This is a genomic window from Sphingobacterium sp. 1.A.5, assembly GCF_002734235.1.
GTDB classification, from domain to species: Bacteria; Bacteroidota; Bacteroidia; order Sphingobacteriales; family Sphingobacteriaceae; genus Sphingobacterium; species Sphingobacterium daejeonense.
This window is the reverse complement of sequence record NZ_PEBA01000065.1, coordinates 77,069-94,722: the sequence shown is the minus strand read 5'-3', so window position 1 is coordinate 94,722 and position 17,654 is coordinate 77,069. Positions and strand designations below refer to the sequence as shown.

The 17,654-nt window shown below is 37.5% G+C and carries 10 protein-coding genes and 1 pseudogene; 9 read left to right on the top strand and 2 right to left on the bottom strand.

The genetic code is table 11. From position 1 onward, the window contains the following. Window positions 1-56: 56 nt before the first annotated feature. From CRT24_RS19275 to CRT24_RS19260, 4 genes and pseudogenes are all read left to right on the top strand, one after another. Complete coding sequence (locus CRT24_RS19275; protein ID WP_257214100.1) at window positions 57-3,125, top strand: SusC/RagA family TonB-linked outer membrane protein; 3,069 nt, start codon at window positions 57-59, stop codon at window positions 3,123-3,125. Between the two features lie 11 nt (window positions 3,126-3,136). Next, window positions 3,137-5,026, top strand: coding sequence for a SusD/RagB family nutrient-binding outer membrane lipoprotein (locus tag CRT24_RS19270; protein ID WP_099372725.1), 1,890 nt, complete (start codon window positions 3,137-3,139; stop codon window positions 5,024-5,026). 125 nt (window positions 5,027-5,151) lie between these two features. After that, window positions 5,152-6,180, top strand: a pseudogene (locus CRT24_RS19265) (exo-alpha-sialidase). A gap of 59 nt (window positions 6,181-6,239) precedes the next feature. Next, the gene (locus CRT24_RS19260; RefSeq protein WP_099372724.1) at window positions 6,240-7,994 is read left to right on the top strand and encodes an alpha-L-fucosidase; all 1,755 of its coding nucleotides are present in this window, start codon (window positions 6,240-6,242) and stop codon (window positions 7,992-7,994) included. An 865-nt stretch (window positions 7,995-8,859) separates the two neighbouring features. On the opposite strand, the gene CRT24_RS19255 is transcribed toward CRT24_RS19260, so the two are convergent. Beyond that, window positions 8,860-10,635: an aminopeptidase P family protein gene (locus CRT24_RS19255; protein ID WP_099372723.1), complete on the bottom strand. Its 1,776-nt coding sequence runs from the start codon at window positions 10,633-10,635 to the stop codon at window positions 8,860-8,862. A gap of 128 nt (window positions 10,636-10,763) precedes the next feature. On the opposite strand from CRT24_RS19255, the gene dacB reads away from it, so the two are divergent. From dacB to CRT24_RS19230, 5 genes are all read left to right on the top strand, one after another. Beyond that, window positions 10,764-12,194 carry a D-alanyl-D-alanine carboxypeptidase/D-alanyl-D-alanine-endopeptidase gene (gene dacB / locus CRT24_RS19250; protein ID WP_257214099.1) on the top strand — a complete coding sequence of 477 codons (1,431 nt, stop codon included), beginning with the start codon at window positions 10,764-10,766 and terminating at the stop codon, window positions 12,192-12,194. A 48-nt stretch (window positions 12,195-12,242) separates the two neighbouring features. Next, entirely contained in the window at window positions 12,243-14,528 is a 2,286-nt protein-coding gene (locus tag CRT24_RS19245) for an NADP-dependent malic enzyme (RefSeq protein ID WP_099372722.1), read from the top strand. A 9-nt stretch (window positions 14,529-14,537) separates the two neighbouring features. Further along, window positions 14,538-15,122, top strand: a complete 585-nt coding sequence (gene ruvA, locus CRT24_RS19240; RefSeq protein ID WP_099372721.1) for a Holliday junction branch migration protein RuvA — start codon at window positions 14,538-14,540, stop codon at window positions 15,120-15,122. 226 nt (window positions 15,123-15,348) lie between these two features. Next, window positions 15,349-15,825: a GAF domain-containing protein gene (locus CRT24_RS19235; RefSeq protein ID WP_099372720.1), complete on the top strand. Its 477-nt coding sequence runs from the start codon at window positions 15,349-15,351 to the stop codon at window positions 15,823-15,825. A gap of 48 nt (window positions 15,826-15,873) precedes the next feature. Beyond that, window positions 15,874-16,707, top strand: a complete 834-nt coding sequence (locus CRT24_RS19230) for a hypothetical protein (protein WP_099372719.1) — start codon at window positions 15,874-15,876, stop codon at window positions 16,705-16,707. On the opposite strand, the gene CRT24_RS19225 is transcribed toward CRT24_RS19230, so the two are convergent. Then, window positions 16,679-17,596, bottom strand: coding sequence for a WD40 repeat domain-containing protein (locus CRT24_RS19225; RefSeq protein WP_099372718.1), 918 nt, complete (start codon window positions 17,594-17,596; stop codon window positions 16,679-16,681). The two genes, CRT24_RS19230 and CRT24_RS19225, sit on opposite strands and share 29 nt — an antisense overlap. Window positions 17,597-17,654 lie beyond the last annotated feature (58 nt).

Genomic DNA, 17,654 nt, shown 5'->3' with positions numbered 1-17,654 from the left:
TAATTTATCAACAAATGAGCAATTTTTACTCTAAATGTTGCAGTATAACCTTAGTTATGCTTTTATGCATAACCACGTTATTTGCACAACAATCTGTTACGGGGAGAGTAACAGGCGCCAATGGAGCAGGTATTCCAGGGGTTAGCGTGACAGTTGTAGGTACCAACAAAGCAGCTCAAACAGATGCTGCTGGTAATTATACAATTGAAGCATCGAATGGTCAGACAATTCGCTTTACAAGTGTTGGACTTCAGCCTCTTGAGATTACAGTTAGCTCAAATACTCATAATGTAAATCTACAAGAAGATGAAAGTAACATCGATGAAGTAGTAGTAACAGCAATGGGTATAAAAAGAGAAAAGAGATCTCTAGGATACTCATTCCAAGAGGTACAAGGAACAACATTAACCGATGCAAGGGAAAACAATATTGCCAATGCTCTTGCGGGTAAAGTTTCAAATTTACAGGTGGTAAAAGGATCGGGAGGTCCAGCTTCCTCTTCAAAAATTATCCTTAGAGGTTTTAATTCATTAACTGGAGACAACCAACCGTTAATCGTAGTGGATGGTGTTCCAATGGATAACTTTGTAGGTGCATCAAATAATGATTTTTGGAACCCAACTGCGGATATGGGGAGTGGTTTAGGAGATTTAAACCCTGAAGACATAGAAAGTATGTCGGTTTTAAAGGGTGGTGCTGCATCTGCACTTTATGGCTCTAGAGCATCTAACGGTGTAATTTTAATTACTACTAAATCAGGAAAAGCGAAAGAAGGTGTTGGTATATCTTATTCAACAATTACTGGTTTTGAGAACATTTTTATGATCCCTGAATTGCAAGACCAATTTTCACAAGGTGCAGGCGGAATTTACGGAAGGTTAGCAACTACTTCTTGGGGTGAAAAAATCTCTGGTCAATCAGTTGATATGTGGGATGGTTCAAAAACTAATCTGTCTGTTCACGACAATATGGCGAACTTCTTTCAAACTGGATTTAACACAACTCAAAACATCAATTTCCAGCAAGCCATTTCTGACAAGGTTAATTTGTACTCATCTGCCACTTATTTGCATGACAACAGTAAAACTCCTGGAATGAAGTTAAATAGGTTAAACTTGATTAATAGAGTGAATGCAAAATTCGGCGAAAGAAACCAATGGAGTACGGACATCAAAGTTCAATACATGAAAAATATGGCTTATAATAGAGCCGTAGGTGGACAAAATGATGGCAACTATTATGCTCAAGTTTTATTGTTTCCAAGATCATTGGATATCACTCAATTTGAAAATGGAATGAACGTTTTAGGTGCTGACCAAACTTGGTATTTAGAAGACACTGGAATAAATCCATACTGGGCAGTAAATAATAAATTGAGCACTGACACTCGTGACAGATACCTCATGAATGCAACAGTAAAATATGATTTCAACAGCTGGTTGAGCGCCGATGTTAGATTTGGAACAGATATGTACAATACTAAATATGAATCAAAAACATATACAGGTAGTCATATTAATAATTCTTACTCTACTGGTGTAGACAAATTCTACGAAAACAATTATATCGCAAGTCTACATGCAAGAAAAGATAATTTATTCGGTAAATGGGGTGGTGCTATCTCATTGTTTGGCCAAATAATGGAAACAAACAGAAATGCCTTGAACTCTTCTGCGGGAAATTTAAGAGTGCCTAATTTATTTACCTTAGGAAACAGTATTGGAAATCCTGGAATATCTGAAAGTATTTCTGAAAAACAAATAAATTCAATCTATTCAAGTTTAGATATCAATTACGATAATTTCTGGTACATCACATTGACAGGAAGAAATGACTGGACATCAACTTTACATCCAGACAATAATTCCTATTTCTATCCTTCAGTAAGTACATCTTTGATTGTCTCAGATTTGATTAGACGCACTGGTGAATTACCAACTTGGTTTAGTTTCGCAAAAATTAGGGCATCTTATGCTGAAACTGGTAGAGATATGGGACCTTATCAATTATACAACACATATAATATTGGTGTAGATCCTAACAACAACACGACAGCATCTAAACAAAATGTTAAATATGATGCAGGAGTAGTAAATGAATTACAAAAAAGTTTTGAGGTAGGTTTCGAAACAAGATTTTTTAATGATAGAATTGGATTAGACTTTGCTTATTACAAAAATAATTCAACAAATCAGTTGATTGACATTCCAATGAATAATCTTTCTGGTTACACTGCTTTTAAAGCAAATGCTGGAAACATTGAAAATAAAGGTTTTGAAGTCGTATTAAATGCGGATATCTTGAGAAACACTGAATTTAAATGGAATATGAAAGCTAATGTTTCAAAAAATGAAAACAAAATCATTGAGTTGCACTCAGAAGTAGATCGCCTTACCCTTGGTGGATATGATGATGTAAGAATTTTTGCTGAAGCTGGTAAAAGATACGGTGCAATATACGGAACTAAATTTTTAAGAGTTGAGGATGAAAATTCTGAACATTTCGGAAAATTAATCCTTGCATCTCAAACAGGACTTCCTCAAAAAGCGGACGGTGGCCCTTATTTTTTGGGGGACCAAACTGCTAGGGCCTTAGTAGGATTAACGAATTCATTTTCTTACAAAAACATCGGATTGAGCTTTCAAATTGATGGACGTTTTGGAGGTAAATTTTTCGCGGGAACACATCGTGCTATTCAATTAAATGGTAATTCTGCTGAAACTGTCGTAAATGGCGAAAGAAATAACTTTGTTGTAGATGGTGTGATTCAAGAAAATAATGGTTATTCAAATAATTCCAAAGAAGTTTCACCAGAAGACTATTGGTCTGCAGTAGCAGGAAACGGGAATCTTGGTATAACTGAACAAAATTTATTAAGCGCTACAAATATTCGGATCAGGAATCTAATGGTTAATTATAGTTTGCCATCTCATATTTTAAAATCTTCTGTTGTGAAGAGTGCTAAAATTGGTTTCTCAGTAAACAATCTTGCAATGTTGAAAAGCTATGGAAAAGGTGTAGACCCAGAGTCAACATTTGCTCTGAGCACCAATGCAGTTGGTTTTGAATATCTTTCTTTCCCTACCTCCAGATCATATTTCTTTAATATAGCTGTTGGCTTTTAATCCTGAAAATTATGAAAAATATATTATCTAAAATAACAGTAGGATTATTAATTGGTACACTTTCAGTATCATGCAGTAAATTCGAAGAAATTAATACTAGCCCTACTGCAGCGACTGAAAATCAGGTAAAACCTGAATATTTCCTAAACAATTCTATTATTGGTTCCCAACAAGACCCCCATGTAGCAGAACGCGTATTTGTAATCTATTGGAAAACGGCTGCTAGACAACACTACTTGAATTCCCTTAATATGGGAATTGACGATGATTCCTATACAGGCGATTACTGGAGATACCTTTCAGAATGGCTTAATAATGCTAATGCTGCAATTGAAATTGCAGATAAACAAACAGCAAACGGAACTGCTCAGCCTTATAATGAAAACATAAAACAAGTAGCAAGAATTTGGCGAGTTTATTTAATGAGTGAATTAACAGACAATTTTGGACCAGCTCCAGTTGCTGCATTTCAGGGAAAAAATCCTGAGTTTAATTCAGTTAAAGATGTGTATTACTTTATGCTTGATGAACTTAAAGATGCAACTTCTAAAATTGATGAAAAAATCTCATCAACAGATATTGTAGCTTATGACGCAGCGTATAAATTTAATTGGGAAAACTGGATAAGATATGCCAATTCTATGAGAATGAGATTATCTATGAGAATGTCAGAAGTAGATGCCGCAAAAGCAAAATCTGAATTTGAAGCTGCCGTAGCAACAAATAAGTTCATTGAAAATAAAGATCATAATTTTGGTGTTCAAGAAAAAGATGGTTGGGATCCTTTAACTGGAGTAATGTCAAGAGGATGGAATACTCAACTTCTATCTGCAACACTAAATAATATTTTTATAGGATTAGGTGGTGTAAAAACTGAAAATCAATTTGATAACCCTGATTTAATTGCAAAAATTAAAGATGAAAATGATTTAGGAATTCGCTATTTAAATAATTTCTCTACAATGTCTAACGATCCTTCTCAAGGATATTATTTAGACGGTCTTCCTAACAAAATGGATCCAAGAGCTTATAAAGCTTTCTTCGTACCAGGAAACACATCAGATCCACAGTATTGGGCAGCAGCAAGCAATCAAGCTGCAAGCATTAAAGTCTCTGATACTAGAACTGATGAAGTCAATACTAAATACACTTGGAATGCATTTTCAACTGGAACATGGGGCGGAAAAGCTTCAACAATTGTATTTAGAGGACAAAACGGTAGAATACCAGGGATGATTAACAAATTTAGAACTAGCACTCAAAAAAGATTGTTTTTTGCTTCTTGGGAAAGCTATTTCTTGATTGCTGAAGCTGGTTTGAAAGGTTGGGCAACTCCAATGTCTGACAAACAAGCTTATGAAAAAGGAATAGAACAGAATTTTGAATATTGGGGAGCTGAGGCTCATTTGGCAGAATATTTATCCTCTTCTAATTACAATAGAGTAGGAACATCTGTAAAATACGATCATACGACTGAACCTTCAGCAACTTTTTCAGTAAAATACAAAGATGCATATACTGGAGCTAATGGTACCGCTCAAATTGCTTATCCATCAAATACAATTTACAAAAACGGTACAGTTAAAAATGACAAATTAACAAAGATCATTACCCAGAAATACATTGCATCTTTTCCTTATTTGCCTTTAGAGGCTTGGAGCGATCATAGAAGATTAGGATTACCTTTCTTTGAAAATCCAGCGGTTGAACAGCCTATTGCAACAATGCCGCAAATTACATCAGGAAATTATTCAAAAAATCAATTGAATTTCTTCCCACAAAGATTAAGATATCCATCTTCATTTAAAAATGCTGATCAAGCCAACTATGATAAGGCAGTGACTTTCTTAGGAGGTGAAGATCAAATATTTACTCCATTATGGTGGGCTAAAAAACAATAATCACTAACAAATAAAAAAAAACGGCCGAAGTAATTTCGGTCGTTTTTTTTATAATGTTATTAACCAAAGAATCATTTTTTCTTATCTTAAAGTCTCAATAGTTTCCTAACCCTAAGTCATTAAAAATGAAAACCATCACTTGCCTTCTCTTTCTTCTCACTGTCACGGCAAATTCGTTTGCTCAATCTGTTATTCCAAAAATTCTGAGATCGGAATTTATTTTCGAGACAGGTAAACATTTCGCTCAATGCCATGCATCCAGTATTGAAGAAACGAAGGATGGAAAGCTGTTGGCTACATGGTTTGCTGGTTCTCGTGAGGGGAATCCAGATGTTAAGATTTGGGGATCCGTATATGATGGCGATTCATGGTCCGAACCAAAGATCTGGGCAGATGGAATTTCAGATCAGACCTATCCGTGCTGGAATCCGGTCTTATTCAGAAAAAATGGAGATTCCAAAGTCTATCTTTTTTATAAAGTTGGGCCTAATCCTAGGGAATGGTGGGGAATGGTCAAGGAATCGGTCGATAATGGCAAAACTTGGTCTGAGGCAAAGAAACTTCCTGAAGGAATATTAGGTCCAATCAAAAACAAACCTAAACAATTGGCAAATGGAACCATTATAGCTCCTTCGAGTGAGTAAATATCTGAAACCCGTTGGATTGCTCACGTTGAAATCGCTGATCTGGACATGAATAATTGGAAAAAATACCCAATCAACCATGAATCTTCATTCAATGTAATTCAGCCAAGTGTGTTGATTCACCCAGATAATAGCCTGCAGGTATTATGCCGCAGCAGAGAGGGTTCGGTGATATCATCTTGGTCAAAGGACAATGGAAAAACATGGTCTAATCTAGAGAAAACGAATCTTGTCAATCCAAATTCAGGTACAGATGCTATATCCGTTGGCAAAGATTATTGGATTGTTTATAACCCTGACATTCCGGGTAAGGAATGGTGGGAAGGAAGAGCAAAGCTCAATATTGCAGCTTCAACAGACGGAATGGATTGGGAGAAATTTATGGAACTTGAAAATGAAGATAAAGGGGAATACAGCTATCCTACCATCTTTCAGGATTCTAAAGGAAAAGTACACATTACTTATACTTTCGACCGAAAGAATATAAAGCATGTAATCCTTGAGCCTTAAACTAAAATCTTATCTTTGGGTGAACCCAATTTAATTGTTAAAATCAGATAAAAATTATCATGAAGCACCTTCTCATAGCTATTCTTATGTTCTTTAGCTGCGTATTTTCTTTTGCTCAAACAAACAGAGCCCAATGGCTTGAAGACGATCGTTTCGGCATGTTTATTCACTGGGGCTTGTACAGTGCCACAGAAGGAATATGGAAAGGCGAGCGTTTAAGACACCCCAACAATTATGCAGAATGGATTCGCTATAGAAACCGCATCGGAGAAGCAGAATATGGCGAATTGGCAAAAAGATTTGACTGGGACAAAATAAACCCTGAAGAGTGGGTATTATTAGCCAAAAAAGCTGGCATGAAATACATTATCATCACCTCCAAGCATCATGATGGTGTTGCTCTTTGGGACACTCAGGTAGGTGATTATTCATTGCCCAAACTAAGTGGTTCTAACCGTGATGTTATTAAAGAAATTGCCGAAGCCTGTAAAAAACATCAAATAAAACTGTGTTTCTATTATTCACATTGGATTGATTGGCAACATCCTTACGGTTGGAGCCATAATCAGGAAGTGACCGGTCGTGTCACTGACCAACAATACAACCAATATTGGCAAGAAAAAGTGATACCACAGGTTCGTGAACTCTTAACCAACTATGGTGATATCGCTATGCTGTGGTTTGATATGTGGATTCCTTACCAACAAAGCATTATCAAAAAAGAACAATTGGATCAGTTGGCAACGATGATTCACCAACTACAACCCAATTGTTTAATAAACTCAAGACTCGGGTTTCCTATTGAAAATGAACATGTGGATTTCGAAACTTTGGGCGACAATCAATTCGGGTCAGCATATACAGATCATATTTGGGAAACTCCAGGTACCATCGCGCATTCTTGGGGATTCAATGCATTGGAAAATGAATGGAAATCAACCAATCAACTTTTTCAATCATTGATCAATAATGTAAGCTTAAATGGGTCTTATACCTTGAATATCGGTCCAAGGGCAGATGGATCTGTGCCCTATGAAGGAGTTCAAAGATTGGAAGACATGGGCGAGTGGTTGCAGAAATATGGAAAGTCAGTGTATAAAAATAAAGGGTTGCCCATACGTTTCTCACAACATGATTGGGGGAAAATGACTATCAATGATGACACAAAGGAACTCTATCTCCATGTTTACAACTGGCCATTGGATAAAATCCTTCGCGTTACGGGTATTAGCAGTAAGCCCAAAAAGATCGAAGTCTTGAACGGAAATAACGCTCAAGAGGTAAAGTTTGAACAATTCGGACCAATCCTTCATATTAAAGTTCCAGAAGAACAGCCAGATCCGTATGTATCAGTGCTAAAAGTAACCTTAAACGACCTACAATTAGATAAAGAAGTCGTTGCGGAATCTACATTTGGTGGTTTTTCATTAAACGCCAAATATACAACCACAAAAAATCTCGAGTTCAAAGCATTCGACGGAACAAAACCTGACCACCTTGTCCTTAAACCAAATGAAAAAGTACAATGGAAAGTCTACCTCCCAGAAGCTGGACAATACACAGTAGAATCTTCCATCCATAATGGAGCAGGAAAGGACGTTAAACTGACCATAAAAGAAGGGGACAACACTCTTTCCACCATGGCAAAACCAAACGGAAAAGTCACTGTTGAGCCAAACGAAAACTGGTATGTAGAAGAGTTTCTGGAAGTGACCAACGGAAAGATAACAATTTCCAATCCAAAGGAAATAGTAATTGAGTTTTCAGCAGATCAGGCGATATTGTTTAATAGAATTTGGTTGGAAAGGCAGTAAGATAGGAAAACTATTTTTTCCTTTTGACCTCAAAATACTTATCATTTAAATATGCTAAACGCTATCAAACATTATAAATAATTAGCTCTCTTTGGGTAGATAAGGTAGAATTAAGCATTGGTTAACAAGCAATAGCTAGGGAATGTCAATTTATATACATTATTGAATTACGACAAAAAAATGGTTTCCTTAGCTAAAGCTAAGGAATGACACATATATTTCCCCAAAAATCGCCCTTTTTAAAAAAAGAAGCTGTCATTCCAGAGCTTTAGCTCTGGAAACTATTTTGTGACTATAATAGCAGGGGATTTAACAAACATGCCACACCTATGGCGTTAAATTTTGGGGCAATGCTTTTTCTATAGATATGGCATGCCGCTGGCATTTAAGAAACATATAACGCCTACGGCGTATCATGCCGCTGGCATAGAATTAATTAATGATTGGTGAGGACACCAACCATGGCGACCAGGGACTGCATCCATACGTTCTGAAATACCAATTGATTTTCGTAGGCGGAGACATTTATTCGAAGCCGAATCCCGCTCATTTTCAGTGGCGGCAGGATGAATAAAATGCCGCGGCCATTGTGCGTTGGGCTTGCCCTTCAGCTCCTGGTTTCGACTCCGCAACCAACAAAGAGGCCGCTTACTCTAGCCGTGGCTGGTGTCCCCACCTGCCACTAAAAATATACCTACGTCACTTAACCCTATAGGAGGTGCAACTATTATAGAAAATATTGTCCCAAACCAAACAACTCCTGAGAGTAATGTCAATAAGTTCAGTTCCGTGTCTTCACCGGCCACTATTTTTTCCCTTTAACCTTATGACATTAAGTTTAGAAAAAAATGTGGCCGAATTCTGTTTATATCGCTTTCGTCTTCTCTTTCAGCCAAGCTTTTTCGTTTTCGTCCAATTTCGGAGATAGCTTTTCAAATACCCAAGCATTATAGTTATTCAACCATTCTACATGCTTGTTATCCAACAAAGACTTATCTACCAAATCCGTAGCAATATAACAGATGGTTAAGGTTTCAAAGTCCATAAACTCACCAAAATGATTGCTTTCAACAACTTTGGAAAGCACCAAGTTTTCAATTCGGATACCATATTCACCTTCTCTGTAAAGTCCAGGCTCAATGGAAGTAATCATCCCTTCTTCTACAGGGATATCGATTGCGGCCATATTAAATACTTGCGGTCCTTCATGAACATTCAGGAAGAAGCCAACACCATGCCCGGTACCATGACCATAGTTTCTGAAAGTTTCCCAGATAGGCCTTCTCGTAATAGCATCGATAGAATATCCTTTAGTACCTTTTGGGAATACCGCCTGAGAACCTTCGATTGTACCTTTCAATACAATGGTATAATCTTTCTTCTCTTCTGCAGTAATTTTACCCAAAGATATAACACGTGTTATATCAGTAGTTCCATCAGTGTATTGACCACCAGAATCTACCAAAAGCAAACCTTCAGGTTTTAAGGTCGAGTTGCTTGTATCGGTAGCTTTATAATGAGGCAATGCACCATGTTCTTTATATCCAGCAATGGTATCAAACGAAATGTCTACAAAACTTTCCGATGAAGCTCTCAATTCTTGAAGTTTTTCAGCGATTGAAATTTCTGATAGGTTACCAGAAGAAACGTTCTCTTCAACCCACTTAAAGAATTTGGTCAAAGCCACACCATCCTTCACCATTGCATTCCTTGTGTGTGCGATTTCAACTTCATTTTTTATGGCTTTCAGGGCGGTTGAAGGGTTCATGTCTTCGACAATTTTCACACCTTCAGGAACAGAATCATAAATTGCAAAACAAGTCTTTTTAGGGTCCAGAAGAATTCTTTCTGCGGAGATTCCCTTAACAGCATCAAATGCTTTGGTATAATCAGCAACCTCAACCCCTGCAGCATTTAATGTTGCAATATCCGCAGCGGAAAGTTTTCCATCTTGTATAAACAATGTGTTTTTATCACCTTGAATCAGAAGAAAACCTAGAACAACAGGATTACAATTTACGTCATTTCCACGGATGTTCAATATCCAAGCAAGATCATCCAATGACGACACAAAATGTGTGTCTGTTCTTTTATCTTTGAGTATGTTCTTGATGGCAGCGATCTTATCAGTTGTAGATTGACCGGTAGTTTTTTCATCAATCAGATAGGCTTTATCTTTTGGCAAATCTGGTCTACCTTCCCAAATAGGGTCTAATAGATCAAGATGACCATTTACATTTATTCCTAGGGGTTCTAATTCATTCTTTACGGCTTGTGCTACCGCAACAGAAGCTAAATTGCCATCAAAAGCAACGGTGTTACCTTTTTCCAGGTTCTTTGCCAACCATGTAGCATATTCTGCTCTTCCTTGAACTTGCAATTTTACCAGTTCAAATCCAGTTCCTTCCAATTGTTCAGCAGCTTGAACAAAATATCTAGAATCTGTCCATAACCCAGCAAAATCTTGGGTAATTGCCAAAGTTCCAGCTGAACCAGTAAAGCCAGAAGTCCAAGCTATACATTTGTATCTATCCGGTAAATATTCGCTGATATGAGGATCTGAGGAAGGAATTATATAGGCATCTACACCCTTTTCTTTCATCTCTTGGCGGATGGAAGCTAATTTCTCGATGTATTTCATTATGTTATTTTTAATAATACGCGCAAGTTATAAAAACTCTCACAATTAATACATTTACTTCATCATACATTTGAAATTTTACAATTTTAATGTACTACTTGTGCAGTAGATTACGATATTTGCTACCTATGGGAAGATTTTTTTCATTTTTTTATTTCATAGCTGTTATAAGCCTAGCCGGCATTAACAATCTTCAAGCACAAGAAATAAAATCAAAAGTTCAAACGGCATTTGAAACTTTTCGTAAGAACCCATCCCTTAAGAACGGAATGGCTTCTTTGACGGTAATTAACTCTAAAACTGGTGAAGTCGTTTTTGACAGCAACAATCAGATTGGAATGCCAACCGCTTCTACCCTGAAAGTAATCACATCAATCACAGCGCTAGACCTACTTGGTGCGGATTTTACATTTCAAACGGACCTTTCTTACACTGGAGAAATTGATTCTTTGGGAACATTGAATGGCAACATCATCATTGAAGGTAAAGGAGACCCTACTTTAGGCAGCGACAGATATGCTGAAACAAAACCTGAAGTATTGCTCACAAAGTGGGCTGATGCCATTAAAAAAGCAGGAATCAAAAACATCAACGGGAAAATCATTGCTGATGATAAGCTTTTCAATGGCTATGATGTACCGGGTACATGGATGTGGACCGATATTGGAAATTACTATGGTGCTGGCACCTCAGCATTGAATTGGAAAGAGAATAAATTGGGTGTGAATTTCACGGTTGGAAAATCTGGCCAACCTGCAACCTTAAACCCCGTTGGTACACCTCCTTTCTTTAAGCTAATCAATGAAGTAAAAACTGGAACTGTTGGTTCCGGAGATAACGTTTACGCATACTCGGCACCCTACTCCACAGAAGTATTCCTAAGAGGAACTTATGGAGCTGACCTCAAGAAGACAATTGAAATTTCAGTGCCAGACCCAGCTCTGGATTTAGCATATGCACTGGCAGAAACATTGAACAAAGATTCTATCCTAATTGCTGATACAATTATTACAGCTAAAAGATTGATGAATATGGATTCATTATCTTTGATGGATGGAAATAGAAATATTATCCTTTCAACAAAATCGCCAACCTTAGGTCAGATTGTACATTGGTTCAATCAAAAGAGTATCAACCTTTATGGCGAGTCTCTTTTGAAAATCATTGGCGGAATTTCAGCGATGGATTTTGACACCGAAGATGCTGCAAATTTGGTTTCTAAATATTGGCAAAACAAGTTATCCATTGATCCAAGTGCCATTAACACCTTTGATGGTTCTGGACTTTCTCCACAAAACAGAGTTACGACTTTGGCAATGGGCAAGATCATGCAATATGCCAAAACGAGACCTTGGTACGATGAATTCCTGAAATCATTGCCTACAATTAATGGAACTTCAATGAAAAGCGGCACTATTGGTGGAGTATTGGGCTATACGGGTTATCAAAAATCAAGTGATGGACAAGAGTATACTTTTGCTTTGCTTGTCAACAATTACCAAGGACCTGCTGGCCAGATGCGCCAGCGCATGTTCAAATTATTAAATGTATTAAAGTAGATTATTACTAGGTGATAATCTTGGAAAATAAGTATAAACTAAATTGTAATGAGTAACATCAACAGAAAAAAAGACGCTTTAAATTACCATGCTATGGGGCGTCCGGGTAAAATTGCAGTGGTTCCTACGAAACCTCACAGTTCGCAAAGAGATCTTTCTTTAGCGTACTCTCCAGGTGTGGCTGAACCTTGCTTGGCTATTGCAGAAAACAACGAAGACGCTTATAAATATACTGCTAAAGGAAATTTAGTAGCCGTAATCAGTAATGGTACTGCGGTATTGGGACTTGGAGATATCGGTGCGCAAGCTGGTAAACCAGTGATGGAAGGTAAAGGATTATTGTTCAAAATATTTGCCGACATCGATGTGTTTGACATTGAACTGGACACCAAAAATGTTGATGAATTCGTAAATATCGTAAAAGCATTGGAGCCTACTTTCGGAGGTGTGAACCTAGAAGACATCAAAGCTCCAGAATGTTTTGAAATCGAACGCCGATTAAAAGCAGAAATGAATATCCCTGTCATGCACGATGACCAACACGGTACTGCTATTATCTCAGGAGCTGCTTTAATCAATGCTTGTGAATTGCAAGGAAAAAACATCGCTGACGTTAAAATCGTTGTTAATGGTGCAGGTGCTGCAGCAATCTCATGTACTGCTATGTATGTGGCCGTTGGTGCGAGCAAAGAAAACATCGTGATGTTAGATAGCAAAGGTGTTATTCGCAACGATAGAGAAAGCCTTGACCCAACTAAAGCAGAATGGGCGACTAATAGAGATATCCATACCTTGGCAGATGCTGTAAATGGTGCTGATGTATTTATCGGACTATCAGCAGCTGACGTATTGACGCCTGAAATGTTGAAAACTATGGCTCCAAAACCTATCGTTTTGGCAATGGCAAACCCTAACCCTGAAATCGCTTATGAATTAGCTGTTGATACTCGCGATGATATCATTATGGGTACAGGACGTTCGGATTTCCCTAACCAAGTAAATAACGTATTAGGTTTCCCTTATATCTTCCGTGGTGCTTTGGACGTAAGAGCGACAGCAATCAACGAAGAAATGAAAATCGCAGCTGTTAAAGCTATTGCTGAACTTGCAAAACAACCTGTACCTGAAGAGGTAAATATTGCATACAACACAAATAACCTACGTTTTGGTATCGACTACGTAATTCCAAAACCTACGGATCCACGTTTGATCACTGAAGTATCTGTTGCTGTTGCAAAAGCTGCAATTGAATCAGGTGTTGCTCGTAAAGTAATCGAAGATTGGGATGCATACCGCGATGAACTTCGCAAAAGATTGGGTAAAGATGACAGATTAGTTCGTACAATGACGGCTAAAGCTAAATCAAACCCTAAACGCGTTGTTTTTGCTGAAGCTGACAACTATAAAACCCTACGTGCTGCACAAATCGTAAAAGAAGAAGGCATCGCATTCCCTATTCTCTTGGGTAACCAAGAGAAAATCAATGGATTAATCAAAGAATATGGTTTCGAACTGGACGGCGTTCAAATTATTGATCCGCAAGCAGAAATCAAATCTGACAGATTTGAAAAATATGCAGACCACCTTTATAACAAAAGACAGCGTAGAGGGATCAACAAACTTGATTCTCGCAAGTTAATGACCAACCGTAACTACTTTGCAGCAAGTATGGTTGAATTCGGCGAAGCTGATACCTTAATTTCAGGTCTTACGCGTAATTATGCTTCTACCATCCGCCCTGCTTTACAGGTAATTGGTGCAAAACCAGGAAGCAGAGTAGCAGGTATGTATATCATGTTGACTAGTCAAGGACCTTTGTTCTTTGGTGATACGACTGTAAATGCAAACCCTAATGCGCAAGAACTTGCTGATATATCAGTGCTATTGGATGCTGCAGTGAAGCGTTTCAATATTAAGCCTAGATTAGCGATGTTATCATATTCAAACTTCGGTTCGAATGATGGAGACATCTCTGACAAAGTGAGAGATGCGGTAAAGATCCTTCACAAAGAACATCCAGAAATCGTTGCTGATGGAGAAATCCAAGCCAACTTTGCACTCAACAAAAATCTATTGGCAGACAACTTCCCATTCTCTACTTTAAATGGTGAACCAGCAAATACATTGGTTTTCCCTAACTTAGAGTCAGGAAACATTGCCTACAAACTTCTTCAAGAAGTAGGAAATGCAGAGGCCGTAGGTCCTGTACTTTTAGGTATGAACAAACCAGTTCACGTATTACAATTAGATAGTTCGGTACGTGAAATTGTGAACATGGTAACGATTGCTGTAGTTGATGCAATCGAACACGAAAAAGAATCACAGAATAAATAAGCTTAGCTTATGTACGAATATTTTAAAGGTAAATTAGTAGTTAAAGCTCCTACTCACGTTGTTCTAGACGTGAGTGGGATCGGCTACTACCTACATATTTCATTGACAACTTACAGTCAGATAAAAGACCAAGAAGACTGCAAACTATATGCATCATTCCAGGTCCGTGAGGACTCGCAAACTTTATATGGCTTTGCTACGGAAGCTGAAAGACACTTGTTTCATCATTTGATCTCAGTTTCAGGAATCGGACCTAATACAGGCCGAATGATGCTTTCGTCAATTACACCTGAGGAAATTCAGCAGGCTATTGTTAGCGGACAGGTCAATGTCATCCAGAAAATAAAAGGAATCGGTCCTAAAACGGCGCAAAGAGTAATCCTTGAACTTCAAGACAAACTGAAAAAACAAGGCCCAGATGCGCTTATCCCTTTGCCGATTTCAAAACCTTCTTCTTCAGAAGAAGCATTAACGGCACTTGTTATGTTGGGATTCCCGAAAGCTCAAGCAGAAAAAGTCCTGCAAGCTATTTCCACAACAGAACCTGACCTCACAGTAGAACAAATGATTAAAGCAGCGTTGAAAAAACTGTAAAAAAAGTAATTAGTAGTTAGTATTTAGAGGTTCTGAATTCGCTCAGATCGGTATAACTCCGATCTGCAAAACATGAATTTTAACTATATAATTACATGAATTTTAACTTAATATTTAAATGTATCAAGATTGGTTTATGCTATAATAGCACTACATAGACTTCACAAGTCTAAATACTAAATACTTTATACTAAATACTTCTTTTCAAATACTTAATACTACCAAAATGGCTGAAGACTTACATATATCCCAAGGAACAAAAGAACAGCAATACCAAGCTCTGTTGCCTCAAATTAAAGGTTTATTAACTGGTGAAACAAATGCTGTTGCAAACATGGCAAACATCTGTGCTGCGTTAAAGGAGCAATTCAACTTCTTTTGGGTAGGATTTTACCTTGTGGAGAACAATGAATTGGTGTTGGGACCATTCCAAGGACCAGTTGCATGTACTAGAATAGCTTATAATCGAGGTGTTTGTGGATCAGCGTGGGCACAGCAAGAAACCCTTATTGTACCAAACGTGGAAGAATTCCCAGGCCATATTGCTTGCAGCTCATTATCAAAATCTGAGATCGTAATTCCCATAATCAAGGACGGCAAATGCATCGGAGTATTGGATGTTGATAGCCAAGAACAGGACTCATTTGACTTAATCGACAAGAAATACTTAATAGCCATTTTAGAAGTCTTTACATCTCAGTAAAATTTATTATATTTGTGCCACCAAATACATCTAACTATTAACCAAAGGATGGCGGCACCAAGGACTTTATCCCTGTTAAATCTACTTATTGTTGCTCTCAACTTCGTTTGGATAGCATCATTAGAGAATGGTTACTTTTTTAATTTCTCGTTTACCGATACAATCGCTTTTTATCCTTCATTTTTAACTCCAGCAAAATTCACTTACAAAATCTGGATTTTCGTCGGATTTATTATGATCATGGCGGCTTATATGATGTATCAAGGGTCTCAAGATACTCAACTCCATATAAATACAGTTAAAAAAGTCGAGAAAATCGACTACTTATTGATCTTAAATCAAATGGCATTAGGATTAAGTATGACCTTAAAACATAATGATTTTTTTATGTGGTCCATACTTTACTCAACAGTGTGCCTGGTCACTATTTTCATGATTAATAGGCGAATTAACATCAAAAGGCTAACCTCAAATTCCGTTACCCGATATTTTATACGTCTTGGATTTGGAGTGTATACAGGATGGCTAATGTTTGTCCTTGGATTTAATATCGCAGCGGTGTTATCTAAAAATTCGGTGCATATTGGAGAAGAATTATTTTTCTATTTAAATGTATTGATACTAGTCTTGGTCACTATTGCAATGGCTGTTTATTCATATTATTATTTCTTGCCATCAATTTCTGCAGTTTTAGCATGGGGATCTTATGGGGTTTATTATAAGTTCAGCCAAAACCCAATTTCAGATAATTACGACATCAAACCATATCTTATTATGGCCATGGCTGTAGGAGGAATATTAACCGCTTATAATTACTATCGTTGCACGGTAAGGCGAAGAATTGCAGCAAACATTATGGAAGAACCTCCTGCCATATCTTAACGGATTTATCATCACTTACAGTTATAATTCTGTCAGCATCCCATAAAAAGGCATTGATAGAAAGATAATGACTGTCATAACCTCGATCTCTTGAAATATTTTTGATCAGCTTCAGGTCATCGAGGTTCCAAATTTTCAAAGTCTTATCGCGGCTTACGGTTACAATCATGTTCTTTTCCTTATTCAACTCAATTCCATAGACCGTAAACATATGGGGGACTATTTCCTGAACTACGTCTAGATTAGGATTCAATTTGTATAATTTCGCATCTCTACCTCCTGAAAAAAGGTTGCCTGAAGGTTCAAACTGAAGGCTAGTAACTGGCATTTCATGGATTTTCTTCCGTTGAATTTCCTGAAAATCCTCAGAATTGAACAAATGAACTTCACCATTCTTGTCCCCAAATGCTACCACACTTCCTGATTGTTGGACTTCTATTACTCTGACCGTTGTTCCTGAAACTTTAAACCGATAAAGAAGCTCAAAATTTTCCAGGCTCCAAACGTAGGCCATTCCCTCTTCACCAATTGCTATTAATTCTTTCTTGGCATGAATAGTCTTTATTGAGAAAATTGCTCCGCTCTCCGTCTTTAAGTTGGCCTTAAGTGTTTGTGTATCCGTATCAACCACCAACAGCTGTCCAGAACGCATACCTATTGCCAATAAAGACGTTTCTGGAATAGACAAAAGAGAATAAACAGAACTTCCGACCTTACACAATAATCGTTTAAAGCTCATGCTCTTTAAATCCCATTCTACCACCCCTTTATCATTTCCTGCGGTAAATAAAGCATCTGGATTGATGCTTGATACTGCCAAAGCAAAGATTGGGTTTTGATGACCTATCAGGGTACCGATTAGGTTGATTTCGTTGTTCTCTAGATTCATGTTCTACAAATATACCTTTGCAAACACAAAATAAAAAGGCCAATCCTTTCAGATTAGC